This window comes from Castellaniella daejeonensis (assembly GCF_039523555.1).
Lineage (GTDB): Bacteria > Pseudomonadota > Gammaproteobacteria > Burkholderiales > Burkholderiaceae_B > Castellaniella > Castellaniella daejeonensis.
Window position 1 is genome coordinate 77,046 of record NZ_BAAAFN010000007.1, and the last position, 19,145, is coordinate 96,190.

18 protein-coding genes and 2 tRNA genes are annotated in these 19,145 nt (G+C 66.4%); 17 read left to right on the forward strand and 3 right to left on the reverse strand.

Annotated features, from left to right (window positions below; translation table 11 throughout):
• Positions 1-11: 11 nt before the first annotated feature.
• The 5 genes from norR to ABD022_RS04700 all read left to right on the forward strand — a co-directional run bounded on the left by norR (position 12) and on the right by ABD022_RS04700 (position 6,149).
• Entirely contained in the window at positions 12-1,589 is a 1,578-nt protein-coding gene (norR, locus tag ABD022_RS04680; protein WP_325123693.1) for a nitric oxide reductase transcriptional regulator NorR, read from the forward strand.
• A 118-nt stretch (positions 1,590-1,707) separates the two neighbouring features.
• Positions 1,708-3,498, forward strand: a complete 1,791-nt coding sequence (locus tag ABD022_RS04685; protein ID WP_343820264.1) for an ABC transporter ATP-binding protein/permease — start codon at positions 1,708-1,710, stop codon at positions 3,496-3,498.
• Positions 3,499-3,592: 94 nt separating this feature from the next.
• On the forward strand, positions 3,593-3,970 hold the full coding sequence (locus ABD022_RS04690; protein WP_325123691.1) for a SirB2 family protein: 378 nt from the start codon (positions 3,593-3,595) through the stop codon (positions 3,968-3,970).
• 108 nt (positions 3,971-4,078) lie between these two features.
• Positions 4,079-4,978, forward strand: coding sequence for a LysR substrate-binding domain-containing protein (locus ABD022_RS04695; RefSeq protein WP_325123690.1), 900 nt, complete (start codon positions 4,079-4,081; stop codon positions 4,976-4,978).
• On the forward strand, positions 4,965-6,149 hold the full coding sequence (locus ABD022_RS04700; RefSeq protein WP_325123689.1) for a patatin-like phospholipase family protein: 1,185 nt from the start codon (positions 4,965-4,967) through the stop codon (positions 6,147-6,149). The genes ABD022_RS04695 and ABD022_RS04700 overlap by 14 nt, the downstream gene beginning before the upstream one ends.
• 34 nt (positions 6,150-6,183) lie before the next feature.
• Here the strand turns inward: ABD022_RS04700 and ABD022_RS04705 are convergent, their stop codons facing one another.
• Positions 6,184-7,104 (reverse strand): DMT family transporter, encoded by a 921-nt coding sequence (locus ABD022_RS04705; protein ID WP_325123688.1) that lies wholly within the window; start codon positions 7,102-7,104, stop codon positions 6,184-6,186.
• A 43-nt stretch (positions 7,105-7,147) separates the two neighbouring features.
• Between ABD022_RS04705 and ABD022_RS04710 the strand changes: the two genes are divergently transcribed.
• The 6 genes from ABD022_RS04710 (at position 7,148) to ABD022_RS04735 (ending at position 12,869) form a co-directional block, all read left to right on the forward strand.
• A complete protein-coding gene (locus ABD022_RS04710) occupies positions 7,148-7,687 on the forward strand; it encodes a MarR family winged helix-turn-helix transcriptional regulator (RefSeq protein ID WP_325123687.1) in 540 nt (179 codons plus the stop codon).
• A gap of 92 nt (positions 7,688-7,779) precedes the next feature.
• Positions 7,780-9,207, forward strand: coding sequence for an efflux transporter outer membrane subunit (locus ABD022_RS04715; protein ID WP_343820267.1), 1,428 nt, complete (start codon positions 7,780-7,782; stop codon positions 9,205-9,207).
• A 19-nt stretch (positions 9,208-9,226) separates the two neighbouring features.
• Positions 9,227-10,504: an HlyD family efflux transporter periplasmic adaptor subunit gene (locus tag ABD022_RS04720; RefSeq protein WP_325123685.1), complete on the forward strand. Its 1,278-nt coding sequence runs from the start codon at positions 9,227-9,229 to the stop codon at positions 10,502-10,504.
• Positions 10,501-12,126, forward strand: a complete 1,626-nt coding sequence (locus tag ABD022_RS04725) for a DHA2 family efflux MFS transporter permease subunit (protein WP_325123684.1) — start codon at positions 10,501-10,503, stop codon at positions 12,124-12,126. The genes ABD022_RS04720 and ABD022_RS04725 overlap by 4 nt, the downstream gene beginning before the upstream one ends.
• A gap of 50 nt (positions 12,127-12,176) precedes the next feature.
• Positions 12,177-12,252, forward strand: a tRNA-Asn gene (locus tag ABD022_RS04730).
• Between the two features lie 398 nt (positions 12,253-12,650).
• A complete protein-coding gene (locus ABD022_RS04735; protein WP_325123683.1) occupies positions 12,651-12,869 on the forward strand; it encodes a helix-turn-helix domain-containing protein in 219 nt (72 codons plus the stop codon).
• Between the two features lie 16 nt (positions 12,870-12,885).
• Here the strand turns inward: ABD022_RS04735 and ABD022_RS04740 are convergent, their stop codons facing one another.
• A complete protein-coding gene (locus tag ABD022_RS04740; RefSeq protein ID WP_343820270.1) occupies positions 12,886-13,269 on the reverse strand; it encodes an RNA-binding S4 domain-containing protein in 384 nt (127 codons plus the stop codon).
• Positions 13,270-13,381: 112 nt separating this feature from the next.
• Here ABD022_RS04740 and ABD022_RS04745 point away from each other — a divergent pair, with 112 nt between their 5' ends.
• The 4 genes from ABD022_RS04745 (at position 13,382) to ABD022_RS04760 (ending at position 17,031) form a co-directional block, all read left to right on the forward strand.
• Entirely contained in the window at positions 13,382-13,945 is a 564-nt protein-coding gene (locus ABD022_RS04745) for a DUF488 domain-containing protein (RefSeq protein ID WP_343820272.1), read from the forward strand.
• Between the two features lie 283 nt (positions 13,946-14,228).
• Complete coding sequence (locus ABD022_RS04750) at positions 14,229-14,450, forward strand: hypothetical protein (RefSeq protein WP_325123660.1); 222 nt, start codon at positions 14,229-14,231, stop codon at positions 14,448-14,450.
• A gap of 211 nt (positions 14,451-14,661) precedes the next feature.
• Entirely contained in the window at positions 14,662-15,891 is a 1,230-nt protein-coding gene (locus ABD022_RS04755) for a DUF3422 domain-containing protein (RefSeq protein WP_325123661.1), read from the forward strand.
• Between the two features lie 24 nt (positions 15,892-15,915).
• Positions 15,916-17,031, forward strand: coding sequence for an AI-2E family transporter (locus tag ABD022_RS04760; protein WP_325123662.1), 1,116 nt, complete (start codon positions 15,916-15,918; stop codon positions 17,029-17,031).
• Here ABD022_RS04760 and ABD022_RS04765 read toward each other — a convergent pair.
• Entirely contained in the window at positions 17,015-17,383 is a 369-nt protein-coding gene (locus tag ABD022_RS04765) for an MAPEG family protein (RefSeq protein WP_343820275.1), read from the reverse strand. The two genes, ABD022_RS04760 and ABD022_RS04765, sit on opposite strands and share 17 nt — an antisense overlap.
• 220 nt (positions 17,384-17,603) lie before the next feature.
• On the opposite strand from ABD022_RS04765, the gene ABD022_RS04770 reads away from it, so the two are divergent.
• Both ABD022_RS04770 and pncB read left to right on the forward strand, forming a co-directional pair.
• Positions 17,604-17,679, forward strand: a tRNA-Thr gene (locus tag ABD022_RS04770).
• A 232-nt stretch (positions 17,680-17,911) separates the two neighbouring features.
• Positions 17,912-19,141 carry a nicotinate phosphoribosyltransferase gene (gene pncB / locus ABD022_RS04775; protein WP_325123664.1) on the forward strand — a complete coding sequence of 410 codons (1,230 nt, stop codon included), beginning with the start codon at positions 17,912-17,914 and terminating at the stop codon, positions 19,139-19,141.
• The last annotated feature ends 4 nt before the right edge of the window (positions 19,142-19,145 follow it).

Consider the following 19,145-nt stretch of genomic DNA (forward strand, 5'->3'; position numbering starts at 1 on the left):
TAAATCACCCCATGGAAGCCTTGTTACTGAACGATCTGTCCGCGGACCTCCCCGACGGCGTACGTCTGCAGCGCGCCGCCACGGCCATTCGCGAGGCCTTCGCCTGCGACGCCGTCGGGCTGCTGATGCTGGACGCCGCCGACACCCTGCACCTGGTCGCCGCCTCCGGCCTGGCCCACGAGGCCCTGGGACGGCGCTTCGTCGTTGCCCAGCACCCGCGCTTCGCCACCATCCTGTCGCGCAGGGAACCCACCTGGTTCGATCCCGAAAGCGTGCTTCCCGATCCCTACGACGGCCTGCTGGACGACCGCAAGGGCTCGCCGCTGCCGGTGCATGACTGCATGGGCATGACCCTTTACCGCGACGACCGCCCCTGGGGCATCATGACCCTGGACGCGCTTGCCACCGGCGCCTTCGACGAGGCCGCGCGCGCGCGGCTGCGGCGACTGGGCCTGATCCTCCAGGCCGCTGTTCGGGTCACCGACCTGGAACGCGAAAACCGCCAGCTGCGCCAGCTGGGCAGCACCCAGCAGGGACTGGAACACATCGGCGAGGCCACCGAGATCCTGGGGCACAGCGAAGCCATCCAGTCGCTGCTCCATGAACTGGACCTCGTGGCCGACTCCGACCTGCCCATCCTGCTGCTGGGCGAGACCGGCGTGGGCAAGGATCTGTTCGCGCGCCGCCTGCACCGGCGCTCGCGCCGCAGCCAGCAACCCATGATCCAGGTGAACTGCGCGGCGCTGCCCGAATCCCTGGCCGAAAGCGAACTCTTCGGGCACGTGAAGGGCGCCTTTTCGGGGGCCACGTCCGACCGGCCGGGCCGCTTCGAGGCGGCCCAGGGTGGCACCCTGTTCCTGGACGAGGTCGGCGAATTGCCGCTCAGCCTGCAGGCCAAGCTGCTGCGCGTGCTGCAGAACGGCGAAATCCAGCGGCTGGGAACCGACCAGGTCATCAAGACCGACGTGCGCATCATCGCCGCCACCAACCGCGACCTGAAAGCCAACACCCAGGCGGGTCTGTTCCGCACCGACCTGTATCACAGGCTTTCGGTCTACCCCATCCCGATCCCGCCGCTGCGCGACCGCGACCGCGACGTCCTGATCCTGGCCGGCCACTTCCTGGAGTTCAGCCGCGCCCGGCTGGGCCTGCGCGGCGTGCGCCTGTCCTATGAGGCCGAGCGAGCCCTGCGCCAGTACCCCTGGCCCGGCAACGTCCGGGAACTGGAACACGTCATCAGCCGCGCCGCACTGAAAATGCTCAGCCGCGGCGCATCGCGCGACCAGGTGCTGACCATCGGCCCGGAACTGCTGGACCTGGACATCACCCCGCCCGAGCCTCCCGCCGAAGCATCGCCCCAGCTCGTCGCCAGCGAGGCCGCGCCGCCGGCCGCTGCAACGGACCCCGGGGCCATTGCGCCGCTGCGCGACAGCGTCGAGGCATGCCAACGGCGCGCCATCGGCGAAGCCCTGGCGGCCACCCAAGGCAACTGGGCCCAGGCCGCGCGGGCGCTGGGGCTGGACCCCAGCAACCTGCACAAGCTCGCGCGCCGTCTGGGCATGAAACACGAATCGGGCATCGCGTCCTGACCCGGCCCCGCTCCGCCGCGGCCGGAACTATTCCGCAACCCCCCGCCTCCAACTACAATCCTCACGCTCGGCCCGGTTCGGCGGGCGCATCCGATCACCCTTCAAGGAACCGCACCCCATGCAATGGCAAGAAGTCCTGATCGAAAGCGGCCTGTGGCTGGCCAAGGCCTACGCGCTCACCCTGGTGGTCGGCGCCATCGTCGTCTGGGGGCTGACGCGCTTCACGCGCTGGGGCCGCCAGTTCCGGCGCCTGAGCGCCGGGTATTTCTCCCTGCGCCGCAGCTGGAAACCGCTGGCCGGCGTCGCGCTGATCCTGCTGCTGACGCTTGCGGCCGTGCGCCTGGATGTGCTGTTCTCCAATTGGTACAACACCATGTACAGCGCGTTGCAGGCGCTGGACGAGCCTGGATTCTGGGCAGCCATGCTGTTGTTCTCGCTGCTGGCCGCCGTACACGTGGTCCGATCCCTGTTCGACTTCTACGTCCAGCAGGCCTTCGTCGTCCACTGGCGTGAATGGCTCAATGAGCAATTGCTGAGCCGCTGGATGCAGGGGCAGGCCTACTACCGCTCGCAATCGCTCAGCCATCTGGCCGACAACCCCGACCAGCGGATCCAGCAGGACATCACCAGCTTTGCCCAGAATTCCATGACCCTGGCCGTGGGGCTGATCAACGCCCTCGTCTCCACCATTGCCTTCACCGTGATCCTGTGGAACCTGTCCGGCCCCATGACCGTGCTGGGCCACGAGATTCCCCGGGCCATGGTGTTCCTGGTCTTCATCTATGTGTTCGTGGCCACCCTGCTGGCCATCTGGATCGGCAAGCCGCTGATCCGGCTGAATTTCCTGAACGAAAAGCTGAACGCCGACTACCGCTACGCCCTGGTGCGCGTGCGCGAATACGCCGAAAGCATCGCCTTCTACCGGGGCGAGCGCGTCGAGGGCCGGACACTGCGCAGTGGTTTCGCCCAGGTGATCGGCAACGCCTGGGACATCATCCACCGGTCCCTGAAATTCCTGGGCTTCAACTTCGTCGTCACCCAGACCGCCGTGGTGTTCCCCTTCATCCTCCAGGCGGCGCGCTTCTTTTCCAAGCAGATCAGCCTGGGCGACCTGATCCAGACCGCCCAGGCCTTCGGCCGCCTGCAGGACAACCTGTCCTTCTTCCGCAACATCTACGACAGCTTCGCCACCTACCGCGCCACGCTGGAGCGTCTGGCCGGTTTCGACGATGCCATCGACGCGGCACGCGCCATGGAACTGCCGCACACTCGCCAGGACGGCGGCCGTCTGGCGCTGCTGGGCGTGACCGTGAACCGCCCCGACGGCCATGCACTGATCCGCGACCTGAGCCTGGAAGTCTCGCCCGGCCAGCCACTGCTGGTGCGCGGCCCGTCGGGCTCGGGCAAGACCACGCTGCTGCGCATGATCGCCGGCATCTGGCCGCACGGATCGGGCGAGATCATCCGCCCGGATTCCTCTGCCCTGTTCCTGGCCCAGAAGCCCTACCTGCCCCTGGGAACCCTGCGCCAGGCCCTGCACTACCCGCAGCCCGCCGACGCAGTCCCGCCAGGCCAGGATGAAGCCATCCTGGATCGCGTCCAGCTGGGCCATCTGCGCGACCGGCTCGACGTCGAGGACGACTGGAGCCGCATCCTGTCGCTGGGGGAACAGCAGCGCCTGGCCTTCGGCCGCCTGCTGATCGCCCGGCCGCAGGCCGCCTTCCTGGACGAAGCCACGTCCGCCATGGACGAGGGCCTGGAAGACGCCATGTACCGCCTGCTTCTCGAACAACTGCCCGAAGCCCGGATCATCAGCGTGGGGCACCGCGGCACCCTGCGTCGGCACCATGGATTCGAGCTGTCGCTGCAAGGCGAAAGCGGCGGCTGGACCCTGAAACCGATCGAATGAAGCCTCTCCGCAGGCCGGGCCATGGCGACCCTGCCTGCGGCAGTACGGTACACTCGCCCTGTCCGCTCCGGCTCGCGCACCCAATCCCAATGCCATGAATTACTACTTTCCCATCAAGCACCTGCACGTCACCGCCGTCAGCCTGAGCATCATCCTTTTCCTGATCCGGGCCTACTGGTCCGTGACCGGATCGCCTCTGCTGCAACACCGCCTGGTGCGCATCCTGCCGCACGTGATCGACACCGTGCTGCTGACCTGCGGCGTGATCCTGGCGGCCATGATCGGCCCCGAGCAGCCCTGGATCCTGACCAAGATCGTGCTCCTGATCGCCTATATCGGCGTGGGTTCGTACGCCATCAAGCGCGGCCGCACCCCCCGGGCGCGGCTGATCGCGGCCGTGTTCGCCGTGGCGATCTTCGCCTACATCGTCGGGGTGGCCCTGAGCAAGAGTCCCGCATCCTGGTTCGCCTGAAGCGCAGGCAGCAAACACGCCGGCCAACCGCAATCCCCATCAGCCGATCCTGCAACCAGCGGGACATGATATAAGTAAAGCTGATATCTGCCAGGGGACCCGACCACCATGCTCGGCCTCAGCATTCGCCAGCTTGAAGTTTTCGTCGCGGTCGCCACGGCCGGGGGTGTGCGCCAGGCCGCGGACCAGCTGCACCTGACCCAGCCGGCCATCAGCATGGCTCTGGGCGAGCTGGAACGCCAGCTGGGCGCTGCACTGTTCGACCGCGAGCGCGGCCGCCTGCGGCTGAACGCCCGGGGCGCCGAACAGCTGCCCCTGGCCCGCGAAATCCTGGAACGCCTGAGCGACATGCAGCGCCGCCACCGCGACGCCCATGGCGACCTGGAAGGCGAGTTGCGCATCGGCGCCAGCAATACCGTCGGCAACTACCTGGTGGGAGAGCTCCTGGGCCCCATCACGGCGCGCCATCCTTCGGTCGCCCTGCATCTGACCGTAGACAACACCCGCGTCATCACGCGCATGCTGCTCGACCACGCCGTCGATGTCGCCTGCGTCGAAGGCCCCGTGCACCATGCCCAGCTCGAAACCCTGCCCTGGCGCAACGACGCGCTGGTGGTCTGCGCGGCCCCGGCCCATCCTCTGGCGCAGCGTGCGCGGCTGCGGTCCGAGGATTTCGCGGATGCCCGCTGGATCCTGCGCGAACGCGGCTCGGCCACCCGCAGCCTGACCGAGCAGGCCATGTCCGCGCTGCCCCCCGGACGCATCCTGCTCGAACTGGGGCAGATCGAGGCCATCAAGCAGGCAGTGATCGCCGGCCTGGGCATCGCCTGCCTGCCCTATGCCGCAACCCTGGACGCAGTGGCCACGGGCCGTCTGCGCGTGTTGCGCACGCCGTTCCTGCGGCTGGACAGGCGCCTGTCCATCGTGCTGCACCGCAGCCGCTACCGCGGCGCCCTGATCGAAGCGTTCCTGCAATCCCTGAAGGCCACGCCCCATGTCCAAGACTGAATCCCGCCCGGCCGACGCAGCCCGGGCCTACGAAACCCGCGCCCTGGTTCTCCAGGGCGGCGGCGCCCTGGGGTCCTACCAGGCCGGCGTCTACGAGGGCCTGCAAGAAGCAGGCATCGAGCTGACGGACCTGGCCGGCATTTCCATTGGCGCCCTGAACGTGGCCATCATCGCCGGCAACCCACCCGAACGGTGCGTCGAACGGCTCCACGCCTTCTGGGACACCATCTGCCAGCCTTACGTCGGCCCGGTATCCAACCCCCTGATCGAACACAGCCTGTTCCAGATCAACGACCTGGCGCGTCAGTTCCTGGGCGCTGTGCATGCCGGCAGCGCCCTGATGGTGGGCCAGAAAGGCTTCTTCCGTCCGCGCTTCCCGCCCGCAGCCCTCTCCTCGGCCCTGGACCCCGCCTGCGTGGGCCACTACGACACGCGCCCGCTGAAAGATACGCTGGAGTCCCTGTGCGATTTCGACCGCATCAACGATGGCGGTCTGCGCGTGTCGATCGGGGCCGTCAATGTGCGCACCGGCAATTTCGTCTATTTCGACAACCGGCGCACCCGCCTGCGGCCCGAGCATTTCATGGCCTCGGGCGCCCTGCCCCCGGCCTTTCCCGCCATCGAGATCGACGGCGAGTATTACTGGGACGGCGGCCTGGTCTCCAATACGCCGCTATCCCGGGTGCTGGAACAGAACCTGTCCAGGGACACGCTGGTGTTCCAGGTGGATCTATGGTCGGCGCGAGGCCCTGTGCCCCGCAGCCTGAGCGAGGTCGGCGACCGCGTCCAGGACATCAGGTATTCCAGCCGCACCCGGCTGGTGACCGACCAGATGCAGGCCTACCGGAAAATGCAGCGCCTGCTGCGCGAAGTCCTGGACAAGGTGCCCGCGAGACAGCGCGGCAGCGACCCTGCCTGCAGGCAGGCCGCGGCGCTGGCCAGCGACAAGCGCAGCAACATCATTCACCTGATCTACCGGGACAAGCCCTACGAACAGCATTTCCGCGACTATCAATTCGGCCTGGCGACCATGCGGGAACACTGGGCCACGGGCCTGCAGGACATCCGCAAGACGCTGGCCCATCCCCAGTACCTGGCCATGCCCAGGAACGCGGCCGGATTCATCACCCATGACGTGCACCGCGACGAGATCGAGGAAGGCATGAAATGAACGGCCTGGCCGCCAGGCAACCGGCGGTGCGGGTTCAGTCTTCCGACCTGGGCCGGTGTCCCAGCACGATGGCGGAAATTGCCACCAGGATCGTGCCGGCCACCTGAAGCCACGTGATCGGCTCGCCCAGGAACAGCCAGGCCAGGAACAGGATCGAGACGGGCCCCAGCAGACCCAGCTGGGCGGTCAGAGGCGCACCGACGCGCGCCACCGACCACATGATCATGAACGTCGGCAGCACCGTGTTCACCGTCGCGTGGATCAGGGACAAGCCGTAGACCGGCAGGCTCTGGTCCAGCCCGGACAGCCCCTTGACTGCGAAGAAGTGCACCATCGTCACCCCGGCCGAGACCGTCATCGCATAGGCTGTCAGGCGGGTGGCCGTGACCCGCTCGACCAATTCGCCCGAGCCGATCAGGTACATGGAATAGGAAAACGCCGCACCCAGCACGCAGGCGGAGCCGAGGACCACGTCGTCGCCCGTGATCGACAGATCGGCCCAGAAGACCAGCGCCACCCCGCCATAGGCCAGGGCCATGGCCAGCCACTGGCGCGGAGAAACGGGCTTGCGCAGGAACCAGGCCGAGAACAGCAGCACGAACGTGGGGGCCAGGAAAAGAATCAGGCGCTCCAGGCCGGCTGAAATGTACTGCAGCCCCAGGAAATCCAGAAAGCTGGACAGGTAGTAGCCGATGAAGCCAAGCACCGCGATGCGCAGGCCGTCGCGCCGGCTCAGCCGCTCGAGCAGCCCGCGGCGCGCGCGCGACATCTGGACCAGGGCGATGGCCGCAAAGAACGGCAGCGCCAGCAGCATGCGAAAACCAATCACATCCAGCGCATCCACGCCATGCAAGTACAGCAGCTTGGCAACGATTGCCTTGGCCGAGAACAGTACGGCCCCCAGCCCCGCAAGCACGAAACCGGTCCAGAACATGCCGCGGGAAGGCATCGTCATTTTTTACTTGCCTAGTCAGATATTGATGTGATAGCATTTTAACATGCAAGACACCCGGCCAGACGGCCTACCCCCCGCCACGCAAGACGGCTCCTGCCAGTATTACGGCAGCATTCCCGGCGATCTCAGCCCCGAACGCAATGTCGGCCTGCTCATCAAGCATGTGCACATCCTGCTGCATCGAGTCATCGACCTGCACGCCTGCCCCATGGGCCTGACGGCAAATCAATGGCGCCCCTTGCTGCTGATCCTGCATAGGGGCATCGATACCCCGGCCGAGCTTGCCCGCGCCCTGGATGTGGACACGGGTGCCACCACGCGCATGCTGGACCGCCTGGAATCCAAAGGCTTCGTGCGGCGCGAACGTGTGCCCGAAGACCGGCGCGTCGTCAAGATCGTGCTCACGGACGAAGGCCGCGCGGTGGCCGACCGGATCCTGCCCACCATCGCGCAGACCCTGAACATCCACCTGAGCGGTTTCTCCGAAGACGAAATCCGCATGCTGATCGCCCTGCTCAAACGCATGATCGCGAACGGCGAGCAGTATCTCCAGCAAGCCGCGGACCGCCCCGACAACTCCTGAAAGCCATCATTCCCATCGGATTTGTCTTCTTGCGCCATATAACTGTCTAGTCAGATACAGACCCCATCAACTATATTCAGCTTCCTGTCAGCATGAAACCCCTCATTCCCCTGCTGCTCGCCCTGTCGCTTTCCGCCTGCGCCCCCATGGACCCCGGGACTCCGGCCACCCGGGCGCTGGACGCCCAGGCCCTGGAACTGTCCGACGCCACCATCGCCTGGCCAGGAGACCGGTGGTGGACACGGTACCAGGACACCCAGTTGAACGGCCTGATCGATCAGGCCCTGCAATCGAATCCGTCCCTGGAAGCCGCCGCCGCGCGCGTGCGCATCGCCCAGGCTGCGGCGCGTGGCGCCCGCGCCGTGCAATGGCCCCAAGTCAACGCCAATTATCATTTCACGCGGCAGCGCTATAGCGAAAACTACATCTACCCGCCTCCCCTGGGCGGTTCGTACGACACGGACACCAGCCTGGGCCTGCAGCTGAACTTCAACCTGGACCTGTGGGGCCGCCAGCGCGCGCTGGCCAGCGCCGCCGCCCGGAAGGCCGCGGCCGCCGAAGCCAGCCGCCAGCAGGCGCGCGTGCTGCTGGTCTCTGCCGTGGCCCAGGCCTACTTCCAGCTGCAGAATGCCCAGGCCCAGGCCCAGGCGATCAGCCACATCGCCAGCAAGCTGCAGGAAGCCCTGGACATCACCCGCGGCCGCTACAAGAATGGCCTGGGCACCCAGGTGGACGTGGATCAGGCCGACTCGGCGGTCTCTGCCGCCCGGGTACAGCTCAGCCAGGCCCGCAACAACGTCCAGCTGCTCCACAACCAGCTCGCCGCCCTGGTGGGTCAATCTACCGAGCAACTGCCGGCACTGGCCATGCGCCCCGGCACGGCGCTGCCCCCCGACGTGCCGGGACGCCTGCCCATGGCCCTGCTGGGCCGGCGCGCCGACATCACGGCTGCCCGGCTGCAGGCCGAAGCAGCCGGCGCCGCAGTCTCGGCGGCCAAGGCCGACTTCCTGCCCAACATCGACCTGTCGGCCGCAGCCAGCTACCTGTCGCTGGGCATGGACAAGCTGGTGCGCAGCAGCAGCGAGAACTACAGCGTCGGCCCCGTGATCACCCTGCCGATCTTCAATGCGGGCGGCCTGAATGCCCGCCTGGAAGGCCGCCGTGCGGAACGCGACGAGGCCATCGCCCGCTACAACGAAACCGTTCTGGGCGCCCTGCGCGAAGTGGCCGATGCCCGCGACTCGATCCAGTCGCTGCGCGAACAGATCCGCCACCAGGAAGCCAGCATGAAAGCCATCACTTCAGCCTACGACGTGGCCCTGAGCCGCTACAAGGCCGGCCTGGGCGATTTCGTGCAAGTGCTGCTGGCCCAGAGCGAAGCCCTGAAGCAGACCGTGCAGACCACGGATCTGCATGCCCGCGCCTACATCCTGGACGTGCAGCTGGAAACCGCCCTGGGCGGCGGCTATGTCCAGGACGACGGCACGCGCCGCTTCGCATCGAACCTGTCCCGACAATGACTTTTTCTTTGATCGCATCATGACCGCAACCAGCCCCAGCAACTCCCCCGCCCGCACCCGCCTGATGCTCTGGTCGACCGGCGCATTCGTCCTGGCCGCCCTGCTCTACGGCGCATGGTGGCTGCTCTTCGCCGCCCATTACGAATCGACCGACGACGCCTACGTCCACGGCAACCTGGTGCAGGTCAGCGCCCAGATTCCCGGCACGGTGGTGGCCATCGACGCCGAGGAAACCCAGGAAGTCTCCCAGGGCGCGCGCCTCGTGACCCTGGACGACAGCGACACCGGCCTGGCCCTGGCCCAGGCCGAGGCCGCCCTGGCCCAGACCGTGCGCCACACCCAGACCCTGTTCGTGCAGAACGACGCCCTGGCGGCCGATGTCGCCGTGGGCGAAGCCAACGTCGCGCAGGCCGAAACGCAGCTGAGCAAGGCACGCAACGATCTGCAGCGGCGCAATGCGCTGCGCGGCACCGGCGGCGTGAGCGGCGAAGAACTGCTGCATGCCCAGGTTGCCGTGAAGTCCGCCGAGGCAAGCCTGGCCCAGGCACGCGCAGGCCTGGCAGCCGCGCGCGCCAAGCTGGCCACGAACCAGGCCCTGACCCGGGGCAGTTCCGTGGCCACCCACCCCGACGTGCTGCAGGCAGCGGACCAGGTTCGCCAGGCCTGGCTGGCCAGCGTCCGCGCGCAGGTTCTGGCGCCGGTAGGCGGCATGGTCGCCCAGCGCTCCGTCCAGCTGGGGCAGCGCATCCAGCCGGGCGCGCCGCTGATGACCATCGTGCCGCTGGACAGCCTGTGGGTGGAAGCGAATTTCAAGGAAAACCAGCTCGACGCCATGCGACCCGGACAAAAGGCCACGCTGATCTCCGACCTGTACGGCAGCAAGACCGTCTATCACGGCACGGTCGTCGGCGTGGCCGCAGGCAGCGGCAGCGCCTTTGCCCTGCTGCCGGCCCAGAACGCCAGCGGCAACTGGATCAAGGTCATCCAGCGGGTGCCCGTGCGCATCCGCCTGGATCCGAAAGAGCTCCAGGCACATCCGCTGCGCGTGGGCCTGTCCATGACGGTCGAGGTCGACCTGTCCTCCACCCCCGAACAAGCCGACGGCAACGGACAGGACAACGGCGCCCGGGCGACCGGGCCCGCCCTGAGCACGCCGGTCTACGATCATGATGCGACCGAAATCGACGCCCGCATCCGCCAGATCATCCAGGACAACATCGGCGCGGCGGGTGAGCCTGGCCACGAAGGCGGGAATTCCTCCGGAGCGGCGGCGCGCAACGCCAAGGAGACGCAATGAGCGCCACACCCGACACGCTGGACAACGGGGCGGAGCGGCAGCCGGACGGCGCGCCCGCCGCTCCGGCCCAGCCGCCCGCAGGGGGTTACCCCCCCCTGGAAGGCAGCGCTCGCACCTTCGGGACGATCGCCCTGTCGGCCGCCGTTTTCATGAATGTGCTGGATTCGTCCATCGCCAACGTCTCCATCCCGACCATCGCGGGCGACCTCGGAGTCAGCGCCACCCAGGGCACCTGGGTGATCACCTCGTTCGCCGTGGCCAACGCCATCACCGTGCCGCTCACCGGCTGGCTGACGCAGCGCTTCGGCCAGGTCCGCCTGTTCGTGCTGTCGGTCCTGATGTTCGTCATCAGTTCCTGGCTGTGCGGATTCGCGTGGTCACTGGAATCCCTGGTGTTCTTCCGCGTGCTGCAGGGCGCGGTGGCCGGCCCGATGATCCCGCTGTCACAGTCCCTGATGCTGGCCAGCTACCCCAGGGCCAAGGCCGGCATGGCATTGGCCCTCTGGTCCATGACCATCCTGGTCGGCCCGATCGCCGGACCGCTGCTGGGCGGCTGGATTTCGGACAATTACGCCTGGTCCTGGATCTTCTACATCAACGTGCCGATCGGGCTGCTGGCCGGCTGGGCCTCGTGGCAGGTCTACAAATCTCGGGAATCGCGCCGCATCCACCTGCCCATCGACCGCATGGGACTGTTCCTGCTGGTCGTCTGGGTGGGCGCCCTGCAGCTGATGCTGGACAAGGGCAAGGAACTGGAATGGTTCGCCAGCCCGTTGATCTGCGTGCTGGCCGTGGTCACGGCCGTGGCTTTCGTCTACTTCGTGATCTGGGAGCTGACCGCAGCGCATCCGGTGGTCGACCTGACGCTGTTCGCGCAGCGTAACTTCACCTCCGGCACCGTCGCCCTGTCGGTCGCCTATGGTGTGTTCTTCGGCACTGTCGTGCTGCTGCCCCTGTGGCTGCAGAACACCATGGGCTATACGGCCACCTGGGCGGGCGTGGCCTCGGCCCCGGTCGGCATCCTGGCCATCATCCTGTCGCCCATGGTGGGCAAGCTGCTCGCCCGCTACGACCCGCGGCCGATCGCCACGGTCGCCTTCCTGATCTTCGCCCTGATCAGCTACATGCGGGCCCAGTTCAACACCAGCGTCGATCTGTACACCGTGATGCTGCCCACTTTCATCCAGGGCGCGGCCATGGCCACGTTCTTCATCCCGCTGACGACGATCTCCCTGTCGGGCCTGAGCCCAGACCGGATCCCCGCCGCCGCCGGTCTGTCGAACTTCTTCCGCCTTGTATGCGGGGCCTTCGGCACCTCGATCACCACCACGATCTGGGACAACCGCGCCACGCTGCATCACAGCCGTCTGACGGAAGTCGCCCTGCCCGGCGAACCGGCCTTCGACCACATCATGGGCGGGCTGCAGGGCCTGGGGCTGGACCCGCAGCGCGGTGCCAGCCTGCTGGACAGAGTGATCAATCAGCAGGCCTACACCATGTCGGCCACCGACATCTTCTATGCTTCGGCGCTGATCTTCCTGGTCCTCATCGGACTGATCTGGCTGGCCCATCCGAAGTCGGCTGCGCATGGTGGAGCGGGGGCCTCTGCAGGCGCGCACTGAGCCTTTGCGCACACACGAAAATTTATGCTATAGTTTCGCTTCTTCGCAGTTCCCCGATAGCTCAGTCGGTAGAGCGACGGACTGTTAATCCGCAGGTCCCAGGTTCGAGCCCTGGTCGGGGAGCCAAGAAATTCAAGGGTCCAGACGCAAGTCTGGGCCCTTTTCATTTGCTCCTGTCCGATTGCTGCGATCTGCCCGAGACATCGGGTACCGCCTTTATGGCGCTGTCTGCCGCCCGCCGCAGAGCAGGCTATTTTCATCCTGCAAGACCACATCGATCACACGGCTGACACGGGGGACTGACACGGGTTTTCGAGGATCGTTTCTGTTTCCATTCCAGTCTTTCGAGATTGAAAAGAAACGGCAGAAAACCAACCAGGCCCCGGGCGACCGCCTGACGGCCGAAGCCGTGACCGAAGCCGCTCGACAGATACATATGATTGCCATTGCAACCGCACCGCTGCCGCTGTACTGGCAAGATGCCCCCTATGACGTACAGCCTTTGACTGCACGCCGAGGGAATCATAGACAGCAATAACTTCGGACAATGGGTACGCGCCCGCCGCCTGGCCAGAGGCTGGACCGGGCAGCAACTGGCTCGCCGGGCAGGGCTTTCTCAAAGCTGCATCAGCATGATCGAGCTCGGGGTGCGCTGTCCCACCCTGGACACCGCCACCCGGATCGCCAGGGCGCTGGGCGCGGACCTGTGGGAAGCGCTGCGGGAAATCCAGGATCCGGCCTGAGGACGGTTCCCGGACTTCATCGCCCCCGCCACCGATCCATCTGGCGCCGATCGCGCTTGGTCGGACGCCCTTCCTCGAAATCCCGGGCGGGCTCGGGCGCCAGGCGGCGCATTTCAGTAGCCCGTTCCCGTGCCGCCACGCTGTCGGGGGTTTCCTCGTACAGCAGCGCAGCCTGGGGCGCCGGCCCACGCACCAGGCTGAGCGCGCGAACCGCGACCTGCACCGGGGGACTCCCCGCCCGGCGCACCTCGATCAGGTCGCCCACGGCGATTTCCCGGGCAGGCTTGGCCGGCTGCCCGCCGACAAGCACCCTGCCGGCACCGATTTCATGCACAGCCAGGCTGCGAGTCTTGAAGAAACGGGCAGCCCACAGCCATTTGTCCAGTCGCATCCGATCCATCGCTCATCCATCCAGCCTGTACGCGGCCCCGGGGCCCGCTGCGTGCGGGAGAGACACCCGGAACATGCCGCCCGGCTTGTCCCCCGCCCCAGGTAGGGATTATCGTCGATCCATGGCGAATCCACTCTATACCATCGGCCACTCGACCAGAAGCCTGGACGATTTCATCACCCTGCTGGCCGGCGCCGGCATCGAGCGCCTGATCGACATCCGCACCGTGCCGCGCTCACGATCCAATCCTCAATTCAACCGCGACACCCTGCCCGCGGCGCTGGCTGTCCATGGCATCGCCTACGGGCACATGGCCGACCTGGGCGGACTGCGCGGCAAATCGAAGACCGTCCCGCCCGATGTCAACGGCTACTGGGAAAACGACAGCTTCCATCATTATGCGGACTACGCCCTTAGCGCAGCCTTCCGCCAGGGGCTGTCGGCGCTCATCGCACAGGGCCAGGCACAGCCCACCGCCATGATGTGCTCGGAATCGGTCTGGTGGCGCTGCCATCGGCGCATCGTCGCCGACCACCTGATCGCCCTGGGCATCCCCGTGTTTCACATCATGGGCGCGGGACGGCTCGACCCAGCCAATCTGACGCCAGGCGCCGTGATCCGTGACGACGGCACGGTCATGTACCCCGGTCCGGCTGCGGCGGAGAATGCGACGGCTTCGCCCTGACGCCGGGCCCCGTGGCGGCGGACCCGCGCAGGTGGCTGGAGCGCAAGCATTCAACTGGCCGTCAAGCTCGTAAACACCTGCATCCGCCTGCCGCCGAAGCCGCGGCCGAAATCCGCACCCGGACTGGTTCCATGCCTGCCCGGGCGGCAAGCGATGAAATACGTCATTACACATGCCGGCCGGAACGCAAAGAACTTCCGTGCCGGCATGCAGCTCTGAGTTCCAGGTGGTCCGCCACCGGCCCGGACACAGGGGTGCCCGGGCGTTCTCAGGAGTTGATGTCATGACGACACGTTCCCGCATTGCTTTCCTGGTTGCCTGCTCTGCTGCCGCTCTGGGCCTTGCAACGGCACCCTCTTTTGCCGCCGGAGCACCCGCCGCGCAATCCGCCTCGCAGCATGCCGGCAAGAAAATGTCCTCTCACCATGCCAAGTCGCCAGCCGGCCACGCCCAGGTGACGAAGATGCACAAGAAGCAAGCCAAGCCCGGGAAAGCCGCGTCCTGATGCACCGGACCCGGCGCGCGGCCTGCCGCGCGCCCGGCCATGCCTCGGCGCCGCGGGCCATGCCCGCGGCGTTTTTCTTGCCCCGGACGGCGTGATGGCACGCGAAGCATGGTCCACGTCCATGCAGCGAAACGCGCCCCTTTTTCATACAGACTGGCAGGGACTTCCGATACACTGGGTTTCTTTTCCGTTTTCCCTACCGACTCGCCGCATGCATCCGCACCGCCACGCCCTGCACAACGAACTGCACGCCCGCCCCTCGATGTACTTCGACGCGCCGGCCCAGGTCTTCCACCTGGCCTTCCTGGACGAGCACGAGTCTGCGGAAACCATCGTTCGTTCGCTGTGCGACCGCCATGTCGCGCTGGCCGATCCCTCGCTGCCCCAGGGCGAATTCCCGGTGGGCGGCGCGCGGCTCAAGTGGGAGCGGCACACCGAATTCCTGACCCTGACGCTGGTGCTGCCCGGCGCCCAGGCCACACCCTGGGCGGCTCTGCCACCCGTGCTGGCAGAAATCGCCGAAGCCCACAGCGCCCTGCTGATCAACGCCGACCAGGTCTGCGTGGAATCCGAGTCCACCTGGCGGGGGACGGTCGACGACTATGGCTTCAAGGATCCGGTCGGCTCCAACCTGGATGGCGGCAAGGCCACCGTCTGGAGCGATCTGCGGCTGAACGGCAACGGACTGAACCGCATGCTGGTGCTCAACCGGCAGTTCGACGGCAGGCGGCTGGGCCGCATGGTCCGCCGCCTGCTGGAAGTCGAGACCTACCGCCTGATGGCATCCCTGACCCTGCCCGTCGCCCGCGCGCTGGGAACCGAACTGCGGCAATACGAACAAGAACTGGCTGCCCTGTCGGACGCCAATGCCCGGTCCGAACCCCAGGACATCAAGGCCCTGCTGGAACGCATCACCCGCCTGTCGGCCCGGATATCGCAGACCAGCGCCCGTACGCGGCTGCGCTTCAGTGCCACCGAAGCCTATGCCCAGCTCGTCTTCGAGCGCATCGCAGAACTGCATGAAAGCCGCACCGGAGACTGCCAGCAGCTGGGCACATTCATCGCCCAGAGATTCCGTCCCACAGTGCGCTACTGCGCCTCCACCGACCAGCGCCTGAGCCGCATCGGCAGCGCCGTATCCCACCTGAGCAACCTGCTGCAGGCCCGGGTCCAGGTCGAAATGGAAGAGCAGAACGGCCAGATCCTGAAGAACCTGAGCACCCGGGCCGAAACCCAGATCAAGATCCAGAAGGCGGTGGAAGGCCTGTCCATCATCGCCATCAGCTATTATCTGTTCAGCCTGTTCAAGCTGTTGTACCAGGGCGTGCTCACGCTGGGATTCGAACTGGCGCCCCGCACGGCCCTGCTGGCGGGCATGCCGCTGGCGGTACTGATCATCGGCACGATCGCCTATCGCATCCGCAACGCCCGGCGCCACTAACGCCCCCGACACCACCTCACGACCATGCCCACCCTGCACTTCCGCAGCTTCCTGCTGCTGCTGACCGCCATCTCGATCGCTTTCATCAGCATCCTGCTGCCCTTCTACGCGGCGATCTTCTGGGGCGGCGTGCTGGCGGTGATCTTCACCCCCCTGCACCGGCGCCTGCTGAGTCTGCTGGGGGGGCGCAGCCCCAACCTGGCGGCATTCCTGACGCTGCTGTGCATCACGCTGATCGTGATCCTGCCGATGCTGTTCATCGCCGCCTCGCTCGCCAACGAGGTCGCCGGGCTGTATACCCGCATCAATTCCGGTCAACTGAACCTGGGCGGCTACTACGAGCAGATCGTGGGCGCCCTGCCGCCGTCCGTGCACGGCTGGCTGGATTCCTTCGGCTTGGGCGATCTGCTCAGCATCCGCGAAAAGCTCTCCGCCGGCGCCCTGCAGGCCAGCCAGTTCCTGGCCAAGCAGGCGGTCAACATCGGCCAGAACACCTTCCAGTTCGTGGTCGGGCTGGGCATCATGCTGTACCTGCTGTTCTTCCTGCTGCGCGACGGTGCGATCATCGTGCCTCGGCTCAGGCGCCTGATCCCGCTCGAGGACTCGCACCGCCACGGCCTGTTCCAGAAATTCGCCACCGTGGTGCGCGCCACGGTAAAGGGCAACATCGTCATCGCCGCCACCCAGGGACTGCTGGGCGGCCTGATGTTTGCATTCCTGGGCATCCAGGGCGCCCTGTTCTGGGGCGTGACGATGGCATTCCTGTCCCTGCTGCCCGCCGTGGGTGCCTCGCTGATCTGGGTGCCGGTCGCCATCTACTTCCTGGTCACCGGGGCCCTGTGGCAAGGCATCGTCCTGATCCTGTTCGGCGTGCTGGTCATCGGCCTGCTGGACAACCTGCTGCGCCCCATATTGGTGGGCAAGGACACCAAACTGCCCGACTACGTGGTCCTGATCTCCACCCTGGGAGGCCTGTCGGTCTTCGGCCTGAACGGCTTCGTCATCGGCCCGCTGTTTGCCGCACTGTTCATGGCCTGCTGGGATCTGTTTCCCGACGCCATCGCCCTGCACCAGCAAGGCCTGCACCAGGAAACCCGGCAATCCGAGGACGGCTCCCCGGGAATCAGGCCCACAGAATAGCCAGGTTCGCCACCAGCGCGGCACTCCAGATGATCGAGCGCACCGTGCCGCACCCCAGGATGTAGGCCAGCACATACAGCACCCGCAGGGCCACCCAGACGCCCATCAGACCCGCCAGGCGGCCTGGCTCGACCCCCGCGTACAAGGCATACAGCACGGCGGCATAGAAGAAAGGCAGGCCCTCGAACAGATTGGCCTGCGCCGCGTTGGCGCGTGCCCGCCATCCCTGCTGGGCGGCCAGCCAGGGCCGCGGGTCGTCGTTGTCGAACCGGCGACCACCGGCCTTGGCTGCGAGCGCCGCACCGTAGGGCAGCGCCGCCGCCGCCACCATCAATCCTTGCACCCAGCTCATTCCGGCCCCCTTTCTATCCGATAGTCGACATGCGTATTATGACGGTGCAATGTGCAGGCAAGCGACGCCGGGACACAGCCCGGTCGATGCCTCGTCACGCACGGCCGCCAGGCCGCACGGTACGCTGCTTCAAAACCAGGAAAATTCATGTACAATGGCTGGCTTTGGTGATGGGCGCTAATTGCGATCATCGGCCAATCGGCGGCACGCGGCCGCCGTCGCCGGCTTAGCTCAGTTGGTAGAGCAGCTCATTCGTAATGAGAAGGTCGGGGGTTCGACTCCTCTAGCCGGCACCAATTCACCCAGAAGGGCCTGTCCATCCGGACAGGCCCTTCTGCTTTCCGGCAGGCGCAGCGGCAGGGACCATATTTCCGATGCCGGACACAGCAGCGGCGAATACCGCTTCTGGGGTTACGCTTCCGAATCCGCTAACATGGTCCGCATCGCCCGCCCATGGGCCGTCCGTTCATCCAACATCCCCGGGCGTCCGGGGCGGGCATTCGAACCCGCCCGACAAACGCACCCAGCATGCCGACAGAACCCTTCGTCCCCGTGATCGAATCCCTGCTGGATACCGATCTGTACAAATTCACGATGTGGCAGGCCATGCTGCACCGCCACCCGGCTGCGCAGGCCGAATACCGCTTCATCTGCCGCGACCGGCCGGAACGCCCGCTGGCTGCACTGGCACCGGAAATCGAGCGGCAACTCGACCACCTGTGCGCCCTGCGCTTCCAGCCCGGGGAACTCGACTATCTGCGCGGACTGCGCTACATCAAGTCCGACTTCGTCGACTTCCTGTCGCTGTTTCACTTCCAGCGCCACTTCATCCGTGTTTCGACACGCGGCGACGAACTGGAGATCGTGGCACAAGGCCCGCAGGTCCATGTCATGGCCTTCGAAGTCTTCGTCCTGGCCATCGTCAACGAACTGTATTTCCGGCCCGACCAGACGCCGGGCGTGCTGGCCGAAGGCCGGCGCCGGCTGACGGACAAGATCGCCCTGCTGCGGGATTTCGGCCGCGAACCTGCGCGGCGCTTCCCCCTGCTGATCTCGGATTTCGGCCTGCGGCGGAGGTTTTCACGCACCTGGCAGGAAGAAGTCCTGCAGACCCTGCGCCGGGAAGCACCGCAATACATCACCGGAACCTCGAACGTATGCCTGGCACGGAAATACGACCTGACGCCGGTGGGCACCATGGCACATGAATACCTGCAGTCCTACCAGGCCTTCGGCAAGGTGCGGCTGCGCGATTTCCAAAGAGCCGCACTGGAAGACTGGGTGCAGGAATACCGGGGCGACCTGGGCATCGCCCTGACCGACGTGGTGGGCATGGATGCCTTCCTGGCGGATTTCGATCTGTATTTCGCCAAGCTCTTCGACGGGTTGCGCCATGACTCGGGCGATCCGTTTGCCTGGGGCGAACAGGCGATCGCCCACTACCGGTCGCTGCGCGTGGACCCGGCCAGCAAGCGCTTCGTCTTTTCCGACGGACTGGATATCCCGCGCGCACTGGCCCTGTATCGCCACTTCGCCGACCGGGTGCAGCCCGCCTTCGGGATCGGAACCAACCTGACCAACGACCTGGGCCCCCGGCCGCTGAACATCGTCATGAAGCTGTTCCAGTGCAATGGAATGCCGACCGCCAAGCTGCCCGACAGCCCCGGCAAGGTCCATTGCACCGACGAGACATTCCTGGCCTATCTGCGTCAGGTGTTCGGCCGCGACGCCCCGCGCGCCGGCGTGGCCGGCGCCTGAAGCT

Excerpts from the sequence above, each read along its gene's own strand:
- ABD022_RS04705 (WP_325123688.1), bottom strand. The coding sequence starts at position 7,104 with ATGACGATGCCTTCCCGCGGCATGTTCTGGACCGGTTTCGTGCTTGCG.
- ABD022_RS04740 (WP_343820270.1), bottom strand. The coding sequence starts at position 13,269 with ATGGATCGGATGCGACTGGACAAATGGCTGTGGGCTGCCCGTTTCTTC.
- ABD022_RS04745 (WP_343820272.1), top strand. The coding sequence starts at position 13,382 with ATGGCGAATCCACTCTATACCATCGGCCACTCGACCAGAAGCCTGGAC.
- norR (WP_325123693.1), top strand. The coding sequence starts at position 12 with ATGGAAGCCTTGTTACTGAACGATCTGTCCGCGGACCTCCCCGACGGC.
- ABD022_RS04690 (WP_325123691.1), top strand. The coding sequence starts at position 3,593 with ATGAATTACTACTTTCCCATCAAGCACCTGCACGTCACCGCCGTCAGC.
- ABD022_RS04695 (WP_325123690.1), top strand. The coding sequence starts at position 4,079 with ATGCTCGGCCTCAGCATTCGCCAGCTTGAAGTTTTCGTCGCGGTCGCC.
- ABD022_RS04765 (WP_343820275.1), bottom strand. The coding sequence starts at position 17,383 with ATGAGCTGGGTGCAAGGATTGATGGTGGCGGCGGCGGCGCTGCCCTAC.
- pncB (WP_325123664.1), top strand. The coding sequence starts at position 17,912 with ATGCCGACAGAACCCTTCGTCCCCGTGATCGAATCCCTGCTGGATACC.
- ABD022_RS04750 (WP_325123660.1), top strand. The coding sequence starts at position 14,229 with ATGACGACACGTTCCCGCATTGCTTTCCTGGTTGCCTGCTCTGCTGCC.
- ABD022_RS04715 (WP_343820267.1), top strand. The coding sequence starts at position 7,780 with ATGAAACCCCTCATTCCCCTGCTGCTCGCCCTGTCGCTTTCCGCCTGC.
- ABD022_RS04720 (WP_325123685.1), top strand. The coding sequence starts at position 9,227 with ATGACCGCAACCAGCCCCAGCAACTCCCCCGCCCGCACCCGCCTGATG.
- ABD022_RS04700 (WP_325123689.1), top strand. The coding sequence starts at position 4,965 with ATGTCCAAGACTGAATCCCGCCCGGCCGACGCAGCCCGGGCCTACGAA.
- ABD022_RS04755 (WP_325123661.1), top strand. The coding sequence starts at position 14,662 with ATGCATCCGCACCGCCACGCCCTGCACAACGAACTGCACGCCCGCCCC.
- ABD022_RS04760 (WP_325123662.1), top strand. The coding sequence starts at position 15,916 with ATGCCCACCCTGCACTTCCGCAGCTTCCTGCTGCTGCTGACCGCCATC.
- ABD022_RS04710 (WP_325123687.1), top strand. The coding sequence starts at position 7,148 with ATGCAAGACACCCGGCCAGACGGCCTACCCCCCGCCACGCAAGACGGC.
- ABD022_RS04685 (WP_343820264.1), top strand. The coding sequence starts at position 1,708 with ATGCAATGGCAAGAAGTCCTGATCGAAAGCGGCCTGTGGCTGGCCAAG.
- ABD022_RS04725 (WP_325123684.1), top strand. The coding sequence starts at position 10,501 with ATGAGCGCCACACCCGACACGCTGGACAACGGGGCGGAGCGGCAGCCG.